The sequence below is a fragment of the Micromonospora sp. NPDC018662 genome (assembly GCF_044391475.1).
In the GTDB taxonomy this organism is placed as follows: domain Bacteria; phylum Actinomycetota; class Actinomycetes; order Mycobacteriales; family Micromonosporaceae; genus Micromonospora.
In genome coordinates this window covers 313895-331009 of record NZ_JBISAC010000003.1, presented here as the reverse complement: position 1 = coordinate 331009, position 17115 = coordinate 313895, and the positions used below count along the sequence as shown (strand labels likewise).

Here is a 17115-nt window from a genome sequence, read left to right as displayed (position 1 = left end):
CTCCTGGGCCGGCCTAGTCGCGGTCAGAGTCCGGCAGCGCGCCGCGGGCGATGCCGGCGGCGTGCCGGTGGGTGCCGGCGACGGCGCCGGCGCTCTTCTGCACGGTCCAGGCGGCGGCGCCGACCGCGCCGCTGACCACCCGACCGGCCGTCGATACGACGCGGCGTCCGCCGCCACCGGTCGGGCCGCTGCCGGCCGGCGGCGCGCTCTCCGGCGCGGGTGTGCTCCCGGACGCCGGCTCACCCCCGGACGCCGGCGGGCTCTCCGGCGCCGGCGTGCTCCCGGACGGGGTGCCGCCGGCCGGCGGCGCGCTCTCCGGCGCGGGTGTGCTCCCGGACGCCGGCTCGCCTCCCGACGCCGGCTCCCCGCCGGCCGGCGGCTTGCTCCCGGACGCCGACCCCGCACCGCCGGATCCAGCGCCGCCGGACCCGCCCTCGCCGGTGGACGCGCCGTCGGGCGTCGACGCCCCGTCGGCCTTGCCCGCGCCGTCCGCCGTGCCCGCGCCGTCCGCCTTGCCCGCACCGTCCGCCTTGCCCGCACCGTCGGCCTTGCCCGCACCGTCGGCCTTGCCTGCGCCGCCGCTCCGGGACGCCGCGCCGGTGGGCGCACCGCCACCGCCCGGTGCCCGGGCCGCGCCGCCGCCGTGACCGCCGCCGGCGATCCGCTTGGCGCCGCTGGCCACCGCGCCCGCCGCGGCGGCGCCGGCGGCCACGCCCGCGCCCACGCCGTCGGACGAGCCGAGCGCGGCCATGGCCGGTACGATCAGCCGCATCAGCGCGGGCAGCGCCACCGCGGCCATCAAGAGGATGGCGGCGCCGGCCAGCTTGTAGTGCTTGGCGTCGCCGTCGACCGAGCCGATCATCGCCGCCCCGGAATACATGATCAGCCCGACCACCGGTTTGAACGCCAGCCAGGCCACCATCCAGGCGATGTGCTTGCGCCACCACCCGCCGCCCGACTCGGTCATCGACGCGGCGGCGGCCAGCGGCAGGGTGCCGGTGAGCAGCACCATCGCGCCGAGCCGCACATACATCAGGATCACGTGGATGCAGCCGGCGACCAGCAGGAGCAGCCCGATGATGATCAGCAGAAACGCGGTGAGCCCGTCCGTGCCGCAGTTGGCGATCAGTTTGAGCTGCGCCTTGATGCCCTGGTCGTACAGGTGGTCGCTGTAGTTGTCGGCCTCGGTGGCGAGCAGGTTGAGCACGGTCCACGCCGCGCCCACGGTGAGCACCATGCGGACCAGGCCCAGCAGCGCCGTCCACAGCGCCTGCCCCCGGCGCAGCAACGCCATCCGGAACGCCGCGGCCAGCAACGACGCCACCGCGATGGTCACCACGAGCCAGTCGGTCTGCAGGTGGATCTGGTCGTTGATCTTCTCGTCGCCGAGCGTCGGCACGTCACCGAGGTTGGCGAACAACTCCACCGCCGCGCCCATGATGGCGCCGGCGATGTCGCTCAGGATGCCGTCGATGCCCCGCTCGAAGAAGCCGACGACCTGCCCGATCTCCCCGATGTAGACGGCGTCGCCGGTCGCGCACTCGGCCATCTCAGCGCTCGTTCCACAGCAGGAAGCCGGCCAGCGACACCACCGGGGTGACCGGGCCGTACAGACCGCCGGAGGTCAACGGGCGCAGCCGCCAGTCGACGCCGTTCCAGTCCGCCGTGTAGTCGACCGAGAAGTAGCGCGCGGTCGCCTGCCGGACCAGCACCCGCACCACCGCCGTACCCGGCGTGTAGCGCACCACCAGGAAGCCGGCGAGCCGGTTGGAGGTCTGCGGCGGGCCGCCGTCCGGCAGCGACTCGCGCATCGCGTCGAAGTAGTCCCGGCCGAGGCCGGGTACGAGCTGCTGCCGGCTGACCGCACGCCAGTCCGGGCCGCTCATCTGGCGGGAGATGGTGTGCACCGCCAGCACCGCGCCCATCGGGGTGTGCGCGAAGCACCACCGCAGCGGCCCGGTGGTGCGCAGCGGCCCCGCCGAGGCGGAGAACGGGGTCGCGGCGCCGTTGAGCGGCCGCCAGACGACGTCGTCCGGCGCCTCGGTCGGCAGCGGCTGCGGGGTGTCCACGGTGCGGCAGCCCTGCGGTCGCGAGCCGTCCGGCCCGAGGCCGCCGATCACCGGCCCGGACGGGGGCGCGGCCCGGGAGCCGGCGTCCCCGCCCCCGTACACCGCCGCGCCGATGCCGACGCAGACCGCCAGCACCAGGAAACCCGCCGACACCTGCCACCGGCGGTGCCGCCAGAACGGCCCGTCGTCCGCCGGCTCGTGTGCGTGTCGCGCACGCATACGTCAGTTCCCCTCGCCTTCGCCGCCGCCGGTGCCGAAGACCCAGGTGACGATCGGGCCGGCGGTGGCGACCAGGATGCAGCCGCCCAGCACCATGCCGAGTCGGCTCATGTGCTCGGAGCTCTCCCCGCGCTTGTGGGAGATGGCCATCACCGCGCCGGTGATCAGGACACCGAGCACGCCCGCCGCGGTGCCCGCCCAGGCGACCAGGCCGAGCGCCTGCTCGACCTTGTCGGCGAGCTCGGTGGGCACCGCGTCCTCGCCGGTGCTCGGCTTCGGCACCTCGCTGCGGCCGGCGGGTACCAGGTGGGGCGCGAGGCGGAGGTCGAACGGGATCCGCACCAGACCGCTGTAGTAGAGGTCGGAGAGGGCCATGGGTGCTCCTTCGAGGTCACTGGGGTCGATCGGCCGGCCGGGGGCCGGTCCGGTGGTCACTGACTGAATCCGAGGGCCTGCACGATCGGCCCGGCGGTGGTCGCGAGCAGGCACGCCGCCATCACGAACGCGATCTGCCTGGTGTACTCGGTGCGCTCCTCCAGCGCGCCGCGCCGCAACTGCGACGCCAGCGTCATGCCGGTCAGCAGCAGGCCCATCACGGCGGCGGCGCTCACGCACCACGCCATCAGGGAGAGCAGTTGCATGATCGGCGCGTCCGGGTCGTCCACCGCCACCTGGTACGGCTCGATCGTCGGCGCCTCGAAGCTCTTCTTGTTGATCACGTTCTCGCACTTGAACTTGCCCGCGTACAGGGCGCCGTTGAGCGTGCACGAGTGCGACCCGGTGATGTCCACGTCGTCCTTGGTCCGCGAGTGTCCGAGCGTGTCGACCAGCATCTCGACGTCCATCCAGACCGTGTCGCCGTCGGTGTACTCGGCGGTCAGGTCGAACGAGCCGTCCGGCGAGCCCTTCTTGCCGGAGCAGACGCGGTCGCCGCCGCCGGCCGGATAGGTGTTCACCGTGGTGGTGGTCTTCAGGCAGATCTTGTAGAGGAACGCGGCGCCACCGCCGTCGACAGTCACCGTGTAGCTGCCCGCGGCCGCCGCCGGGGCCGGCGGCGCGAGCGCGAGCAGCGCCAGGACCAGCGCCGTCACGGCCGACACCGTCCGGCCGGGCCGGCTCACCGCGACCCCCGCCCGGGCCGGGCCGTCACCAGGTCGGCCAGCCGGGCCAGTTGACGCGGGGGCCGCGTCGGCTCCACCCCGATCCGGTACGACGGGATCCACGGCACCCGGTGCACCGGGGCGATCGCCCGCAGCAGCCGGATCCGGCCGAGCAACGGCGCCGGCAGCCGGCCCGGCGCGTCGGCGATCAACACCACGCCCACCAGCCGCATCCCCGCCGGGTGTCGGCCCTCCCGCATGGCGTGGAGCGCACGGGAGACCGCCCGCAGACCGTCGGAGTTGGTCCGGCCGACCACCGCGACCCGGGCCGGCTCACCGATCGCCGGGTCCGGCCACCGGCAGCCGATGTCGGTGCCGCCCAGCAGCCGGGTCAGCGTGCTCGCGCCGGCGCCGCCGTGCGCGCCGATCCAGCCGATGCCCTCGTCCGAGAGGACGTCGGGCTGTCGGGCCGGACGCTCGTCGCGCTCCCGTGGTCGCCGCAGCATCATCGGCTGGCTCATCGTCCGTCTCGCCTCCCTTCCCGCTCGCCGTCGCGCTTGCCGGCCGCACTACGACGCGACCGTCCACCCGGTTCAGCGCGGATCGCAGGTTTTTTCCGAAGACCCCGGACGGGGGCCCGGATGGCGATCACCCGGGCCCCCGCCGGGTCAGCGGTCGGCCTCGCGCCAGTTCTGGTTGCTCTGGCTGGCGGCGCACTCCCAGATCTGCAACGGCGCGCCGTCGTCGGAGTTCCAGTCGCGCACGTCGAGGCACTTGCCGGAGTGCGGGTTACGCAACAGCCCGCCCTCGGCCACCCAGACCTGCGCCGGCCCGCCGGTGCACCACGCGAGCTGCACCTTCGCCGCGTTGTCCCGGGACGCCCACGCCACGTCCATGCACTTGTCCAGCACCCTGAGCGTGTCGCCGGGGCCACTGGTGAACCGCTGGGCCGGGGTGCCGTTGCACTGCCAGAGCTGCAAACGCACCCCGTCGGCCGACTCGCCGCCCGGCACGTCGACGCACTTGTCCGCGTACCCGCGCAGCGCGAAGCCGGAGGTGGACCGGCCGGTCGTACGCTTCGCCGGCGGCGCCGGCGAGTCCCCGCCGTTGCGGAACGTCACCACGACGTCGGCGCAGCCCGGGCAGTTGTAGACCGTCTCGTTGCCGGCGACCCGGTCGTGGGTGGACCACAGGTAGGCGCGCGGGCCGAACGGGAGCAGCGCGGCGGTGTAGGCGCTCTCGGCGTCCCGGTTCGGGTTGACGCAGTTGATCCGGTCGCCCCGGGCCGGGTCGCGGACGGCGTGCGCCTCCGGGCAGGCGGCGAGCATCTGGCCGGCGGAGCAGTCCCACCGGGCGCAACTGCCCGCCTTCTCCGGCCGCGGGGCGCCGGGCGCGTCGATGGTGATCGTGGTGGAGACCGCGTCGACGTAGCTGACGTTGTACCAGGGCGCGGCCGGGTTGTTCCGGTCGAAGTTGAACTCGGCCAGGCTCACCGGCTCCGCGCCCCGCTCGCACCGGTCGGCGAAGGCGCCGCAGTCACCGACCAGGCACCGGAACGAGCCGTTCGGGTCGCCGTCGCAGCGCTGGCGGGCGAAGAACCGGCCCCGCCAGTGGCCCGGCTCGCCGGCGTCCGGAATGACGACGGTGCTCCTCTCACCGGGCCGCAGGGTGGGCAGGCCGGTGATCGGCCGCGAGCCGTCCCCGCTCTCCCCCGCGCCGATCCACAGCGTCTCCGCGGTGCCGTTGACGAACGTCACCCGTTCCCCGGTGGCGGCGGTCGCCACGCCGCCCGGCACGCCCACCAGGAGCCCCGACCCGAGCAGCACCACCGCGAGCAGCGCGGCCCTCCTGCGGGTCGGCCGTGTTAGGCGGGGGCCCCGGTTAACGCTTTCGGATGTGGCGGGGCCCCCGCCTAACACCCCGGCCCGCGTCCGGCGGGTCGGTGACGATCCGGTGTTCACTGCCATGTAGCCCTCCCTCGGCCTGGCGGGGACGCGCCGCGTCCCCTGACGGGTGCGGCAGGCGCACGGCCACACGACGACGCGGGAGAGCTTTCGGTTCAACGGATCGGGCGGCGAATCGCGCTATCCCACGAGGGGAGGGCGCGCGCACCGCCGAGGCCGGATCGTCCTCAGCGGGAGATCGGCGCGGTGACGACGGAGGTGCCGTCGGTCAGGCCCACACCGACGAAGGAGAGCTGGTCGACAGGGGGCGACAACTCGCCGGTCACCTCCTGCGGCCCGTTCGAGGCGGTCCAGTCCCGCACCGGGTGACTGACCCCGTCGCGGGTCACCGCGAAGAGCCGGTAGCGCAACCCCGGCCGCAGCCCGGTCGCGGTGATCCGGATCGTGGAGCCCTGCCCCTCGTGGGTGGTGATCGACACGGACAGGCTCGCGCCCTGGCCGGGCGCCTCCCCGGTCGCGGTCAGCACCACGCCGTCGCGTCCGCCGCCGCCGACCGCGGCCACGATCCCGCCGGTGAGCACGGCCAGCGCCAGGGCCGCCGCCCCGGCCCAGAGCAGCAGCCGGCGACGGGCGGACAGCGCCTGTGGACGGCCACCCCCGGGCCGGTCGCCGGACGCCCGTCCCGGACCGGTCGGGCCCGCACCACCCGGCCCCCGGCCCGGACGGGCACTCCGCCGGCCCGCCGGCCCGCGCCCGGTCCCGGCGCCCGGGGTCGTCGTGCCCGCACCATCGGTGCGGGGCACGTCGGTGCGCCCGGACGCGGACGCGGCGTCTCCGACGTCGGCGCGCTCGGCCGGGCCCGCGCGGCGCTCGGCCGGGCCCGACGCCGACGTGTCGTCCGGCAGGTCGTCCGGCAGGTCGCCCGGTTCCGACGTCGTCCCGGCGGCCGGCACGGTGCTCGACGTGCCGAGAGCCGGGTGGGCCGACGATGTCGGACCCCGGCCCGGCGGGAGCGTGTCCGCCGGGCCCGGCGCGGAACGCGACGGCGGGACGGAAGGCGGCAGGACGGAAGCGGGTGGGACGGCGAACTCGGCCCAGTCGGCCGCGTCGAGGTCGCCGAGCCCGCTGGTCGTGCCGCCCAGGTCGGCGGCGGCGGAGAGGCACTCGTCGCAGCCGGCGAGATGCGCCTCGAAGGCGACGCGATCGGTCTCGTCGAGCGCGCCGAGCAGATAGAGCGCGAGCGCCTCGTGCTCGGACGTGGGGTGTTCACCGCTGCTGCGCATCACGACCCCCTTCCCGACCCGACGAAGGGTGCGCCGCAGCGACGACCCGGGTCACCGCGCCGGTGCCGGGATCGGACGAGGAACCGCTGGGACGTGTCATCAGGCCGACTCGATCGGGCCGATCGCCGCGTGCAGCGCCCGCACCGCGTAGTACGTCCGGGACTTTACCGTACCCTCGGGTATCCCGAGCCGCTCCGCGGCCTCCGCGACCGACGCGCCCTTGTAGTACATCTCGATCAGGACCTCGCGGTGCTCCGGCTTGATCTGTCGCAGCGCCAGGCGGACGGTGTGGGCGCTGACCACCCGGTCCATCTCGTCGTCGGCCGAGGTGAGCCGGTTGAGGTCCGGCACGGCGACCTCCGTCGGTCGGGCCTGCCGGGCCCGGCCGGCGTCGACGGCGACGTGCCGGGCGACGGTGTAGAGCCAGGGCGCGATCCGGCGCGGCTCCTCGGCCAGCGTGCCGAGGTTCCGCCAGGCCCGCAGGAACGTCTCCTGCACGAGATCCTCGGCCAGCTCCTGCCGGCCGAGGACCAGGCGGGTGACGAAGCGCAGCAACGGTTCGCGGTACTGATCGTGGATCCACCGCATGAGGCTCTCGGGGGAACCCTGGCCGACGGCCTCGCCCGGCGCTCCGGGCTCCACCGCCTCGTTGGGCACCGCCGACACAGAACGCCTCCCCCTGACGTGTGGGGCGTGCCCGCCCGGCCGGCCCGGCGCCACGGCACCGGGCCCCTCTGAGGGAGAAGGATAACCGTACTCATCGGACGTTGCCGCCGGCCGGCGGACGGCGACCAGAGTGGCGGTGCTCACCGGGCGCGGCCCGGCCGGCGGACGACGGACCGGCGCGGGCCGGCCCCGTCCATAACGACGCTGGTCAGCGCCGCACCGGGCGAATGGTGGCGAGTCGACATCGAGCACTCCGATCGACGGTCCGGCGGTGTCCGGCGGCGGAATCGGGTCCGTCCCGGCGCCGCCCACGTTGACGGCCCGGTGCGCCGGTCGGTTCAATGGCGGCCGGACTGGAATCGGAATGATTCCGGTCGGGTGAACCGAGGACGTCGCGCATCCGTCACGCCTGGCGACGTCATCACCGGAAGGGAAGTCCCGTGACACCCGATCTTCCTGGCCTCCGATCCCGGCTCGCCCGGATCCCGCGTCGTGTCGTCGCCGCCATCGCGGCCGGCCTCGCGGTGCTGTGCATGGTGGTCGCCTCCGTGAGCTGGGGCATCGCCACGGCCCGCGACGACAAGCTGACCGGCCGCAAGGTCTCCGCCGAGCACCTGACCGCCATCCGGGCCGCGGCCCGCTCCTGCCCCACGCTGACCCCGGCCCGCCTGGCCGGGCAGCTGATGACCGAGTCCGGCCTGGACGGACGCGTCGGCAAGACCACGTCGGGTGGTCGCGGCTTCGCCGGCCTGGACGACGACCGGTGGAAGTCCTGGGCGCCCTGGCCCGGCGCGGACCGCACCGACGCCGCCGCCAACATCCTGGCGCTGGCCCACCAGATGTGCGACCTCAGCGGGCAACTGCGCCTGGCCGCCATCCCCGGCGACCCGTGGCGGCTGTCCCTGGCCGCGTTCCACACGGACCTCGACCGGGTACGCGAGGCGAAGGGCGTCCCGTCCGACGCGGTCACCTACGTCGACGACGTCAGCCGCTACGCGGCGTACTACGGCGAGCTGACCGCGTTCGGCGGCTCCGGCACCACCCGCCCGGACACCGAGCGTCAGCAGCCGAAGGCGGTGCCGGCGAACTACGTCCGGCTCGTGGTGCGGGCCGGCTCGGTGTGCCCGGAGGTGCCGCCCGCCGCGGTGGCGGCCCAGCTCATGGCGCTGTCCGGGTTCGACCCGAACCTGCTCGGCGACGACGGCCGGCGGGGCGTCGCCCAGTTCCTGCCCGAGGTGTGGCGGGCCCACGGACCGGCGGGCGCCTCACCGTGGGACCCGCAGGTGGCCGTCCCGGCGGTCGGCGTCGCGGTCTGCGCGCTGCGGCGCGACCTCGCCGGCCTCGACGGCGACCCGGGCCTGCTGGCGCTGGCGGCCTATCGGAACGGGCCGACCGCGGTGCGCCAGACCGGCGGCGAGCTCGACAAGGACACGCAGGCGTTCCTGCGCCGGGTGCAGGAGTTCACCGACTTCTACGCGCTCGACGGCCGACTCAGGGCCGCGCCGGCGGGCGCGAGCCCCGCTCCCTCCCCCTCCGCCACGCCCCGGCCGCCCGGCCCGACGCCGACGGCCAAGCCGCCCGCGCCGCGGCCCAGCGCGTCGCCGTCGACCCGCCCGCCGGCCGAGCCGGAGAAGCCGGCCCCGCCGAAGCGCCCGACCGGCGCGAAGCAGCTCGTCGGCAAGGAGACCGGGCTGTGCGCCAGCGGCGGCGCCGGGGACGGCATCCCGGTGGTCCTGCGGCCGTGCCGGGAGGAGCGACCGCAGTGGTGGACGTTCCAGTCCGACGGGAGCGTCCGCGCCAACGGGCTGTGCCTGGACGTGGCCTGGGGCGAGAAGCGCGACGGCGCACCGGTGCAGAGCGCCCGGTGCAGCGGCAACCCCGCCCAGAAGTGGAAGTGGATCGAATACCAGGGCATCCGGTCCCTGTTCAACCCGGAGACCGACCGCTGCCTGGACGTCGACGGACACGGTACTGACGCTCCACTGAACGCGTGGACCTGCGTGTTCAACCCGAAGCAGACCTGGTCGCTGCGGTAGTCGGGCGTAAGGCGGGGCCCCTTTTTAACAGACGTCTGTTAAAAAGGGGCCCCGCCTTACATGCCGGTCAGCCGGCCCAGCGGCGGCGGCGCAGCCGGTAGACCAGGAAGCCGCCCGCGCCGAACAGCAGCGCGAACCCCAGCAGCACGGCGACCAGCGTGCCCCCGCCCCGGCCCGCCTGCACGGCCGCCGGGGCCTGGCCGTCCACGGACGGGGCCACCGAGGCCGCCGGGTTGATCATGCCGGAGCCGTAGCGCGGGTCGCCCTCGGCGACCTGCCCACCCACCGGGTCGGCGGTGGCGCGGATGCGCTCCTCCACCTGCGCGGCGGTCAGGTCGGGCTGGGCGGCCCGGATCAGCGCCGCCTCACCGGCCACGAACGCCACCGCGAACTCGGTGCCGGTGTTGCCGACCACCTTGCCGCCGCCGACGCCGAGCGTCGCCACCTCGATGCCGGGCGCGACCACCTCGACGGACTCGTCGACGTACTTCTCGGCGAGCTGGCCGCCCGCGCCGACGCCGCCGGTGAGCACCAACGCCCCGCCGGACCCGCCGCGCGGCGACGGGAGCGTGGTGGGCTTGACCGGCGCCCCCGCCACCACCAGCACGTCGTGCTCCAGCGCGGTGGCCAGCGACGCCGCCACCGCCGGGTCGGCCAGGTCCACCCGGGAGCCGAGCGCCACCACCGAGGCGCCGGTGCTGACCGCCACCTCGATGGCCGTCGCGGCGTCGGCCGGGCGGGCGTCGCCGGAGGACCGGACCATGCGCACCGGCACGATGGTGGCGTCCGGCGCCAGCCCCACCGGGCGGCCGTCGACGCTGTCGTCAGCGGCGATGATGCCCGCCATCGCCGTACCGGAGCCGAGACAGTCCTGGTCGCCACGTCCATTGCCGACGGTGACGTCCGCGCCCACCGCGACCCGGCCGCTGAGCTGCTGGAGGCCGGCGTCGACCCCGGTGTCGACGACCGCGACCTTGACCCCGTTGCCGCGGGTCAGGGTCCACGCGCTGTCCGCCGCCATCCGCAGCTGCGCCCACTCCGACCGGCCGCTCGACGCGGTGGTGGCGGTGCACGTGACGTCCCGGCGGGTGCCGGTGGGCGAACCGGAGGGCGTGGGACTCGCGTTCGGTGTCGGGCTGCTGTCCGGCCGTGCGTCCGGCGAGCGGGTCGGCGTGGGGCGGGCCGACGGCCGGCGGACGGCCGGCAACTGTCCGTACTCGACGCCCTCGCCGGCGGCGTCCCACGGCAGCACCAGGTGCCACCCCGCCCGCAGGGCGCCCGGGTCGGTCAGCCGGGCCCCGTCCGGCTGGACCCGACCGGTGTTGAGCTGGTAGATCTCGGCGGACCGCTCGCCGCTGCCGAGGAAGCGCCGGGCGATCTCGGTGAGGTTCTCCGGCTGGCCCTGGTACTGCGCCGCGACCACGTAGAACTTCACGTACGGTTCGGTGTCCGGCCCGGACCGGGCGACCGAGGGCCGTGGCACGGCCAGGATCGCGCAGCCGACCATCACCACCACGAGCAGTCGAGCAAGGATGGAGTGCTTCGCCAGCACCGGGGTCCCCTTCCGTCACCGCGGCCCAGACCGATCGGCCGTCACCGTCTATTGCGGATCAGCGCCGACTTCGTTCAAATCAATCTGAACCAGATTTCCATGGCGCTCGTCATGGAGACGCCGAGGGTACCGGCCCTCGGTGTCGAACGGCTGCGGCCGACGGTGTGACGAAGGCGGGGCGGCGGTGACAGGGCTGACACGGACCGCCGTCGTGGGCGGCCGGGGACTCGACCGGGTGCCGGCCACCCGCCGCTTCGACCCGCGCCGGCACCGGCGGGTGCCGGGCCTGCTGGATCTCTGGCTGGTGTGCGGCCCGCGGGGAAAGCCGGCGCTGCCCACCGCACCGGACCGCCCGCTGGACGCGCCCGCGCTGGCGGACCTGGTCCGGCGCACCGGGGAGGCCGCTGACGACGTCCGGATCCTCACCGACGACGGCGCCCGCCACGCCGAGCTGTTCACCGAGGTGGCCGGCCTGCTCGGGCACGACGTGCTGGTCAGCCCGGACGGCGCGGACATCCGGCAGGTGCTGCCCGGCCGCGTTCCCGAGGCCGACACCGACGACGGCCCGTTGCACGCGTTGCCGCTGGACCGTGTGACCCGGCAGCCGATGGACTGGCTGGTGCTCCAACCGCCGGACCTCGCCACCCCGCTGCCCGGCTGGTTCGCGGTGGAGGACGGGCTGGTCCGGCCCCGCACCGGGGTGGTCAACCTGCCGCTGGCCACCGGTGTGGCGTTGGCCACCCGCGCCGACTTCGTGGCCCGCCGGGCCACCGCCCACCGGCTCGGCGCCACCGCGACGGAGCTGGTCACGGTCTCTGTCACGGCCCGCTCCGGCGGCTTCCTGATCGGTGACTACAGCGGCACCCAGCAGGTCCGCGACGCCGGGCACCTGGCCGCGCTCCTCGGTGAGCTGCCGCTCTACGGCGCCGACCTGCGGCTCTGGCTGACCTGGCCGTCCGAGCCGGACGAGCAGGCGAAGCTCGCGGCCCAGGCCGCCGAGCTGGCCGAGACCACCGGCGCGACGGTCTGGACCCCGCCGCCGGGCGGCCGGGCCGAGCTCGTCGCCGACCATCGCCACCTGCGTGCGCGGGACGCGGCGGGCGCGGTCGCACCGTGGCAGGCCCACCGCCCCCGGTACGCCGACGGCCCGCCGGCCGTCCACGCGACAGCAGACGGCCTCCTGGTGCCCCGCCCGGCACGGCAGCGGATCGTGGTGACCCCCGCCGTCGACGACGAGAAGCCGGCGGACGGGACACCGTCGGCCGACGTGCCGGACGACCCCGGCGCCGGCGTCCCGGACGACCACGGCGCCGACCTGCCGGACGACCACGCGGCCGGCGTCCCGACGTCCTCGGCCCGGCCCGCGCTGGCCGCCGAACAGCGCCGCGCCGGCCGGTACGGGCCGCCCTGGCTGCGCGCCGGCCAGCAGGTCACCGTCGAGGCGTTCGACGCGTTCGTGCCGGTCACCGGCGACCTGGAACGCGCCGTCGCCGACGGCGTACCCAGTGCGGAGCTGTTCCTGGTCGGATACCTGGACCCGCGGTCCGCGCCGGACCGGGCCGACCTGCTGCGGGTACGGGTCGAGCCGGGCGGCGCGATCCCGGTGCAGGTGCTGCGCTCGCACGTCCCGGCCCGCCTCCAGTACCTGCTCGGTGCCCCGGACACCTACCTGCTGCCGGCCGGCCGGCTGGACCGGGCGCGGGTGCGGGGCGCGTTCCGGGCCACCGACGACGGCCGGCTGCGCCCCGTCGACGGGCTCGACGGCGCGGCGCTACGCATCCGGGCCGCGCCGACCAGCGCGTCGAGCGCCGGGTTGCCGCACGACGTCAGCCGGTGGCCGGCGCACGGCACCCGCCGGGCGTACGCGCTGCTGCCGGCCCGCTCCCGCGGCCTGGCGCCGGGGTGGTTGCCGCTGCTCCGGCAGCGGCCGGCGGCCCGGTCCGGCCGGCTGCTCGTGGAGGTGCGGGTGCCGCGTGGCCGGACGCTCGACGTCGTCGCCACCGCCGACGCGCTCACCGCACTGCCGCTGGCCCGGGGCCGCACCGAGCGGCTGCGGCAGGCGGGCGTCGAGCTGATCCTCACCAGCCGCTCCTACGACCGGATCCGGGTGGACCGGGTCCTCCGGGCGCGGGACGGGGTGTGGGAGGCGGTGCCCGGTGTGGCGGCCGGCCCGCTGCCCGTGGTGGCGCGCGGCGTTCAGTCCGCCCCGGCCGGCTCGCCGTCCCCGTCGAACTGAAGCGACCAGCGGCCGGCCGGGACCGGCCCGAGCACCACCGGCACGCACCGTCCGGCGGTGGCGGCGGCGAGGCCGCGCGCCCCCGCCGGGGACGGACCCGCGGTGAACACCACGGACGGCGCGGGCAGGTCCTCGCCCGGTCCCGGCGGCTCGGGCAGGACGGGCAGCCGGCGGCAGCCGTCCGGCGGCTCGGCACCCAACGCCTCCCCCACCACGGCGACGCCGACGCCGGCGGCCGACAGCCGTCCGGCGAGGGTCGCGGCGGCGCGGCCACAGACCGCCGTCGGCCCGACCAGCGTGAACACGTCGGGCACCCGGGCCAGGTCCACGTGCAGCCGCCACGGGCCGCGGCGCCCCAGCACCAGCGGCAGGACGGCCGGCGGCGCCGCCTCCTCCGGGCCCAGCCAGGCGTACGGCGGCACGCCCCGCCCGGCCGCCACCCCGACCAGCCGCACCCGGGCCGGGCCGGCGTCGGTCTCCAGGTCGGCGGTGAGGTACGGCGCCTCGTCCGCGGCGGGCAGCGGCGGGCGCGGCACGTCCGGCGCGGTCCCGGCCCCGGCCGACGAGGGCGCGGCGGGCCGGGCCGACGGCGTGGCCGGCGTGGCCGGCGACGCCGGCGTGGGCTCGACCGGCCGACCGGAACCGGCGGACGAAGCGGACTCGGCGGAACGGTCAGGGCCGACGGACGGAGCGGACTCGGCGGAACGGTCGGGCTCGACAGAGCGATCGGGGCCGGCGGGCGGCGGGGACGCCTGGCGCGGGGGCGGTGCCGAACTGCTGGCCGGCGGAACCGCCGGAGTCGTTCCGGGCGGGTCATCGTCGGGTCGGCGGGCCGCGGTCGCGGCGTCGTCCGCCGCCGGCGCCGCCGGTTCGGCCGTGGCGCGGTCACCGGGGGCGGGCGTGTGGTGCCGCTCGGGCGGCCACGGCCCGTCGTCGCCGGCCAGGGACACGCCACGACCCGCGCGCCCCGGGCGCAGCAGCACGATCGCCACCACCGCGAGCAGCACCGACAGCACGCCCGCGCCGACGCGGATCACCAGGGGGTCGACACCGCCGCCCGAGGTCCGGCGCCCCCCGGGCGGCGGGGCGGCCACCTCCGTGGCGACCGGGGGCCGGGCCGCCGCCTTCGTGGTGGCCGGCGCCCGGGTCGACGGCGGTACGCGGCTCGGCGGGGCAGTGGTGCGGGCCGGCGGGGAGGGTGCCGGGGTCGGCGACCGGGTCACCGGTGGGGCGGAACGGGTCCGGGTCCGGGGCAGCGGGCCGACGCGTACCCCCTGGCCCCTCGCGTCCCGGGGCAGCACGAGCACCCAGCCCGGGTTCAGCACCAACCCGTCGGTGAAGGTCTCCCCGTCCGGCTGGGCGCGACCGGTGTTCAGGTCGACGATCTCCCGGTAGCGGTTGCCGTTGCCGAGCGTGCGCAACGCGATGGCGTACAGGTATTCCCGCTGCCCGTCGACCGGCGGACCGACCACGTAGTACCGGCCGGTCTCCGCCGGCGCGGCGTGCGCCGGGCCGGCCGGCACCAGCCAGATCCCGACCAGCACCAGCACCGCCTGCACGGCCCACCGCATCCGCACGCGTCGCCCTCCCTCTCCTCCGCCGCCATCCTGCCGTCCGGCTCACTACGGACCGGACCGCCGGCGGTTCAACGGTGATCGTGGCCGGATCGCGGCACGGGCCGGCGGGCCGCCGTCACGGCGCGGTGGAGGCGGCGGTGACCAGCGCGATCCCGCCGCAGCAGAGCGGCACGATGACGGCCAGCGCGACCAGCATGATGCTGTAGTTCGACCACAGGCCGAACCGCGTCACGTCGGTGCCGTGGCCGTCGTGCACCCGGTTGCGCCAGCCGCCGAAGCGGAAACTCAGGTGGTGCGCGGCGCCCGGCTGGACCACCACCGACGTGGTGACGATCGGCACGCCCAGGAAGTCGGTGTAGCGGACGTCGTGCGGGCCGGCCGGGACCGCGATGTGCCAGGTTCCCTCGCCGGGGATCGGCACCGCCTGCCGGTCGATCTTGAAGCGGCTGGTGGTCGGCACCGGAACCAGGTAGGGCCCCCGGTTCACCGAGACGACGAGCACCGCGCAGCCCGGCGGCGGGGTGATCGGATGCGGGTAGGCGACCAGCGGCGTGACCCCGCCGGGCATGGGCGGGTACGGCTGCGAGGGGAGGTAGGACACGGCTGACGATTCTGGCACGGGGGCGCACCCTCGTCCCCGCGCGCCCGCCTCCGCCCGCCGGGTGGCGCGGTCAGCTCAGCTCGACGACCGGCCGGGTGAGGACCTCGTCGTCGCTCTCGGCACGGGCCGAGGACAGAGCCGCGGTCCCCGGTTCACCGACCGGTGGACGCTCCGGCGTCGGCCAGCAGCCGCTGGCGCATCAGGAACTTGCGGACCTTGCCGGTGGGGCCCATCAGCACGCCGTCGTCGGGCACTGTCACCACCCGCCGCAGCGTCGCGGCCACCGCCGGGCCCAACGCGGCCCGGACCCGGCCGGTGCGGTCCAGCGCGGGGTCGGCGTCGTCGGCGAGCAGGAGCAGCACCTCGGTGACGGTGGCGCCGTCGTCTCCGGCGACCGCGAGGACGGTGCAGTCCCGCACGTCCGGGCAGCGCGCGAGGATGCGTTCCTCGGACAGCGCGGTGTAGAGCCAGGTCCCGCCGCCCAGGTCGACCGCGTCGCTGGCCCGGTCCACGTGGTGGTAGTCGCCGTTCGGGTCGCGGTACATCAGGTCGCCGGTCAGGTAGTAGCCGTTCAGCCGGGTGCGGTAGGTGGTGACCGAGTCGTTCCAGTAGCCGATGGCCAGCGTCGGCGACCGCAGCCCGGCGTGCCCGACCTGGCCGTCCGGGACCTCCTCGCCGGTGGCCACGTCGAGCAGGGCGATCTCGGCGAACGGGTACGGCTTGCCGACGCAGCGGTCGTAGCGGTCGCTGCCGAGCCGGTGGGTGATCCGGAACGCGCCGTGCCCCATCTCGGTGGAGCCGAGCATGTCGACGAACTTGGAGCCGGGCACGTCGACCGGACCGTCCGGGGTCCAGGTGGGGTGGCTGCCGACGGCGACCAGCCGACGGACGTGCGACTCGTGGGCGCAGTCGCCGGTGTTGAACCAGTTGCGCACCGAGCTGAGGTCGCGGGTGGTCAGGTCGACGCGGGCCAGCTCGGACCAGGTCACGGCGAAGCCGAACACGCCGGTCGGGCGCCACCGCTCGATCGCGTCGAGGACGGTCTCGGCGCTGCGCGCGAACGGGCCGCCCTGCGCCGAGAGGCAGAGCAGCTGGTAGCCGTTGCAGAGCGCCTGGTTGAGCGTGATGATGCCGGCGGTGTGCGCGGCCGGCAGCGCGGAGAGTTCCCGCACCTCGCCGTGCGGCCGGGACTCGGTCAGCCGCACCGCGCGGATCGCGGCGAACAGGCCGTGGTGCGAGTGGACGATCGCGGCCGGCACCCGGGTGGTGCCGGAGGAGTGCGTGATGACGACCGGGTCCTCGGGGTGGTGACGGTGGTGCGGCGGCGCCTGCGCCGGGTCGCCGGCGCCGGTCTCGGCGGCGTCGCCGAGGACCGGCACGCCCAGGTCGTACCCGCGCAGCGCGTCGTGGTCGGCGTCGACCAGCACGCCGACGCCGCGCAGCCGCCGGACGAACTCGGCCGCCAGCTCGATCGGCATGTTGCCGTTCATCAGCGCCGGGATCGCCCCGAGCCAGGTCAGGGCCAGGAAGTTGAGGAACACGTCCGGCGCGGAGGTGACGTAGACCGCGACCGGGTCGCGCCGGCCGATGCCGCGCGCGGCGAACCAGGCCGCCCGGGCCGCGACCCGCTCGGTCAGGGTGGCCAGCGACAGCGGCGTCCACGCGGGGATGCCGTCGACGTCGACGTCGAACGTCACCCGGGGCATCGCCATGTCGGCGCCGTGCTCGGCCAGCCGGAGCAGCACGTTGCCCGCACCGAGTTCCTGGTCCGCCGCCAGGGTCGCCCGGAAGTTGTCGGCACCCAAACTCCTCGCCTCCTCACGTGACACGCTCACCGAGGCCACGCCCCCGCCGGGCCAGGACACGATCAGG

General features: G+C 75.9%; 14 protein-coding genes. 2 read left to right on the top strand and 12 right to left on the bottom strand.

What is annotated here, in order from left to right; all coding sequences use genetic code 11:
* Nucleotides 1-13 precede the first annotated feature (13 nt).
* From ACH495_RS11155 to ACH495_RS11120, 8 genes are all read right to left on the bottom strand, one after another.
* Nucleotides 14-1549 (bottom strand): hypothetical protein, encoded by a 1536-nt coding sequence (locus tag ACH495_RS11155; protein ID WP_396857566.1) that lies wholly within the window; start codon nt 1547-1549, stop codon nt 14-16.
* A gap of 1 nt (nt 1550) precedes the next feature.
* A complete protein-coding gene (locus tag ACH495_RS11150; RefSeq protein ID WP_396857565.1) occupies nt 1551-2288 on the bottom strand; it encodes a hypothetical protein in 738 nt (245 codons plus the stop codon).
* Between the two features lie 3 nt (nt 2289-2291).
* A complete protein-coding gene (locus tag ACH495_RS11145) occupies nt 2292-2663 on the bottom strand; it encodes a hypothetical protein (RefSeq protein WP_396857564.1) in 372 nt (123 codons plus the stop codon).
* 56 nt (nt 2664-2719) lie between these two features.
* Complete coding sequence (locus ACH495_RS11140) at nt 2720-3379, bottom strand: hypothetical protein (RefSeq protein ID WP_396857563.1); 660 nt, start codon at nt 3377-3379, stop codon at nt 2720-2722.
* A gap of 26 nt (nt 3380-3405) precedes the next feature.
* A complete protein-coding gene (locus ACH495_RS11135) occupies nt 3406-3909 on the bottom strand; it encodes a hypothetical protein (protein WP_396857562.1) in 504 nt (167 codons plus the stop codon).
* 147 nt (nt 3910-4056) lie between these two features.
* On the bottom strand, nt 4057-5217 hold the full coding sequence (locus ACH495_RS11130) for a ricin-type beta-trefoil lectin domain protein (protein WP_396857561.1): 1161 nt from the start codon (nt 5215-5217) through the stop codon (nt 4057-4059).
* A gap of 302 nt (nt 5218-5519) precedes the next feature.
* On the bottom strand, nt 5520-6575 hold the full coding sequence (locus ACH495_RS11125; RefSeq protein WP_396857560.1) for a zf-HC2 domain-containing protein: 1056 nt from the start codon (nt 6573-6575) through the stop codon (nt 5520-5522).
* Nucleotides 6576-6674: 99 nt separating this feature from the next.
* Nucleotides 6675-7241 (bottom strand): sigma-70 family RNA polymerase sigma factor, encoded by a 567-nt coding sequence (locus ACH495_RS11120; protein ID WP_396857559.1) that lies wholly within the window; start codon nt 7239-7241, stop codon nt 6675-6677.
* 440 nt (nt 7242-7681) lie between these two features.
* Between ACH495_RS11120 and ACH495_RS11115 the strand changes: the two genes are divergently transcribed.
* The gene (locus ACH495_RS11115) at nt 7682-9277 is read left to right on the top strand and encodes a ricin-type beta-trefoil lectin domain protein (RefSeq protein ID WP_396857558.1); all 1596 of its coding nucleotides are present in this window, start codon (nt 7682-7684) and stop codon (nt 9275-9277) included.
* Nucleotides 9278-9344: 67 nt separating this feature from the next.
* On the opposite strand, the gene ACH495_RS11110 is transcribed toward ACH495_RS11115, so the two are convergent.
* Complete coding sequence (locus ACH495_RS11110; RefSeq protein ID WP_396857557.1) at nt 9345-10829, bottom strand: S8 family serine peptidase; 1485 nt, start codon at nt 10827-10829, stop codon at nt 9345-9347.
* 184 nt (nt 10830-11013) lie between these two features.
* On the opposite strand from ACH495_RS11110, the gene ACH495_RS11105 reads away from it, so the two are divergent.
* Nucleotides 11014-13065: a hypothetical protein gene (locus ACH495_RS11105; RefSeq protein ID WP_396857556.1), complete on the top strand. Its 2052-nt coding sequence runs from the start codon at nt 11014-11016 to the stop codon at nt 13063-13065.
* Here the strand turns inward: ACH495_RS11105 and ACH495_RS11100 are convergent.
* The 3 genes from ACH495_RS11100 to ACH495_RS11090 all read right to left on the bottom strand — a co-directional run bounded on the left by ACH495_RS11100 (nt 13026) and on the right by ACH495_RS11090 (nt 17048).
* On the bottom strand, nt 13026-14642 hold the full coding sequence (locus tag ACH495_RS11100; protein WP_396857555.1) for a hypothetical protein: 1617 nt from the start codon (nt 14640-14642) through the stop codon (nt 13026-13028). The two genes, ACH495_RS11105 and ACH495_RS11100, sit on opposite strands and share 40 nt — an antisense overlap.
* 115 nt (nt 14643-14757) lie before the next feature.
* A complete protein-coding gene (locus ACH495_RS11095; protein WP_396857554.1) occupies nt 14758-15243 on the bottom strand; it encodes a hypothetical protein in 486 nt (161 codons plus the stop codon).
* A 152-nt stretch (nt 15244-15395) separates the two neighbouring features.
* Nucleotides 15396-17048: a class I adenylate-forming enzyme family protein gene (locus tag ACH495_RS11090; RefSeq protein ID WP_396858036.1), complete on the bottom strand. Its 1653-nt coding sequence runs from the start codon at nt 17046-17048 to the stop codon at nt 15396-15398.
* Nucleotides 17049-17115 lie beyond the last annotated feature (67 nt).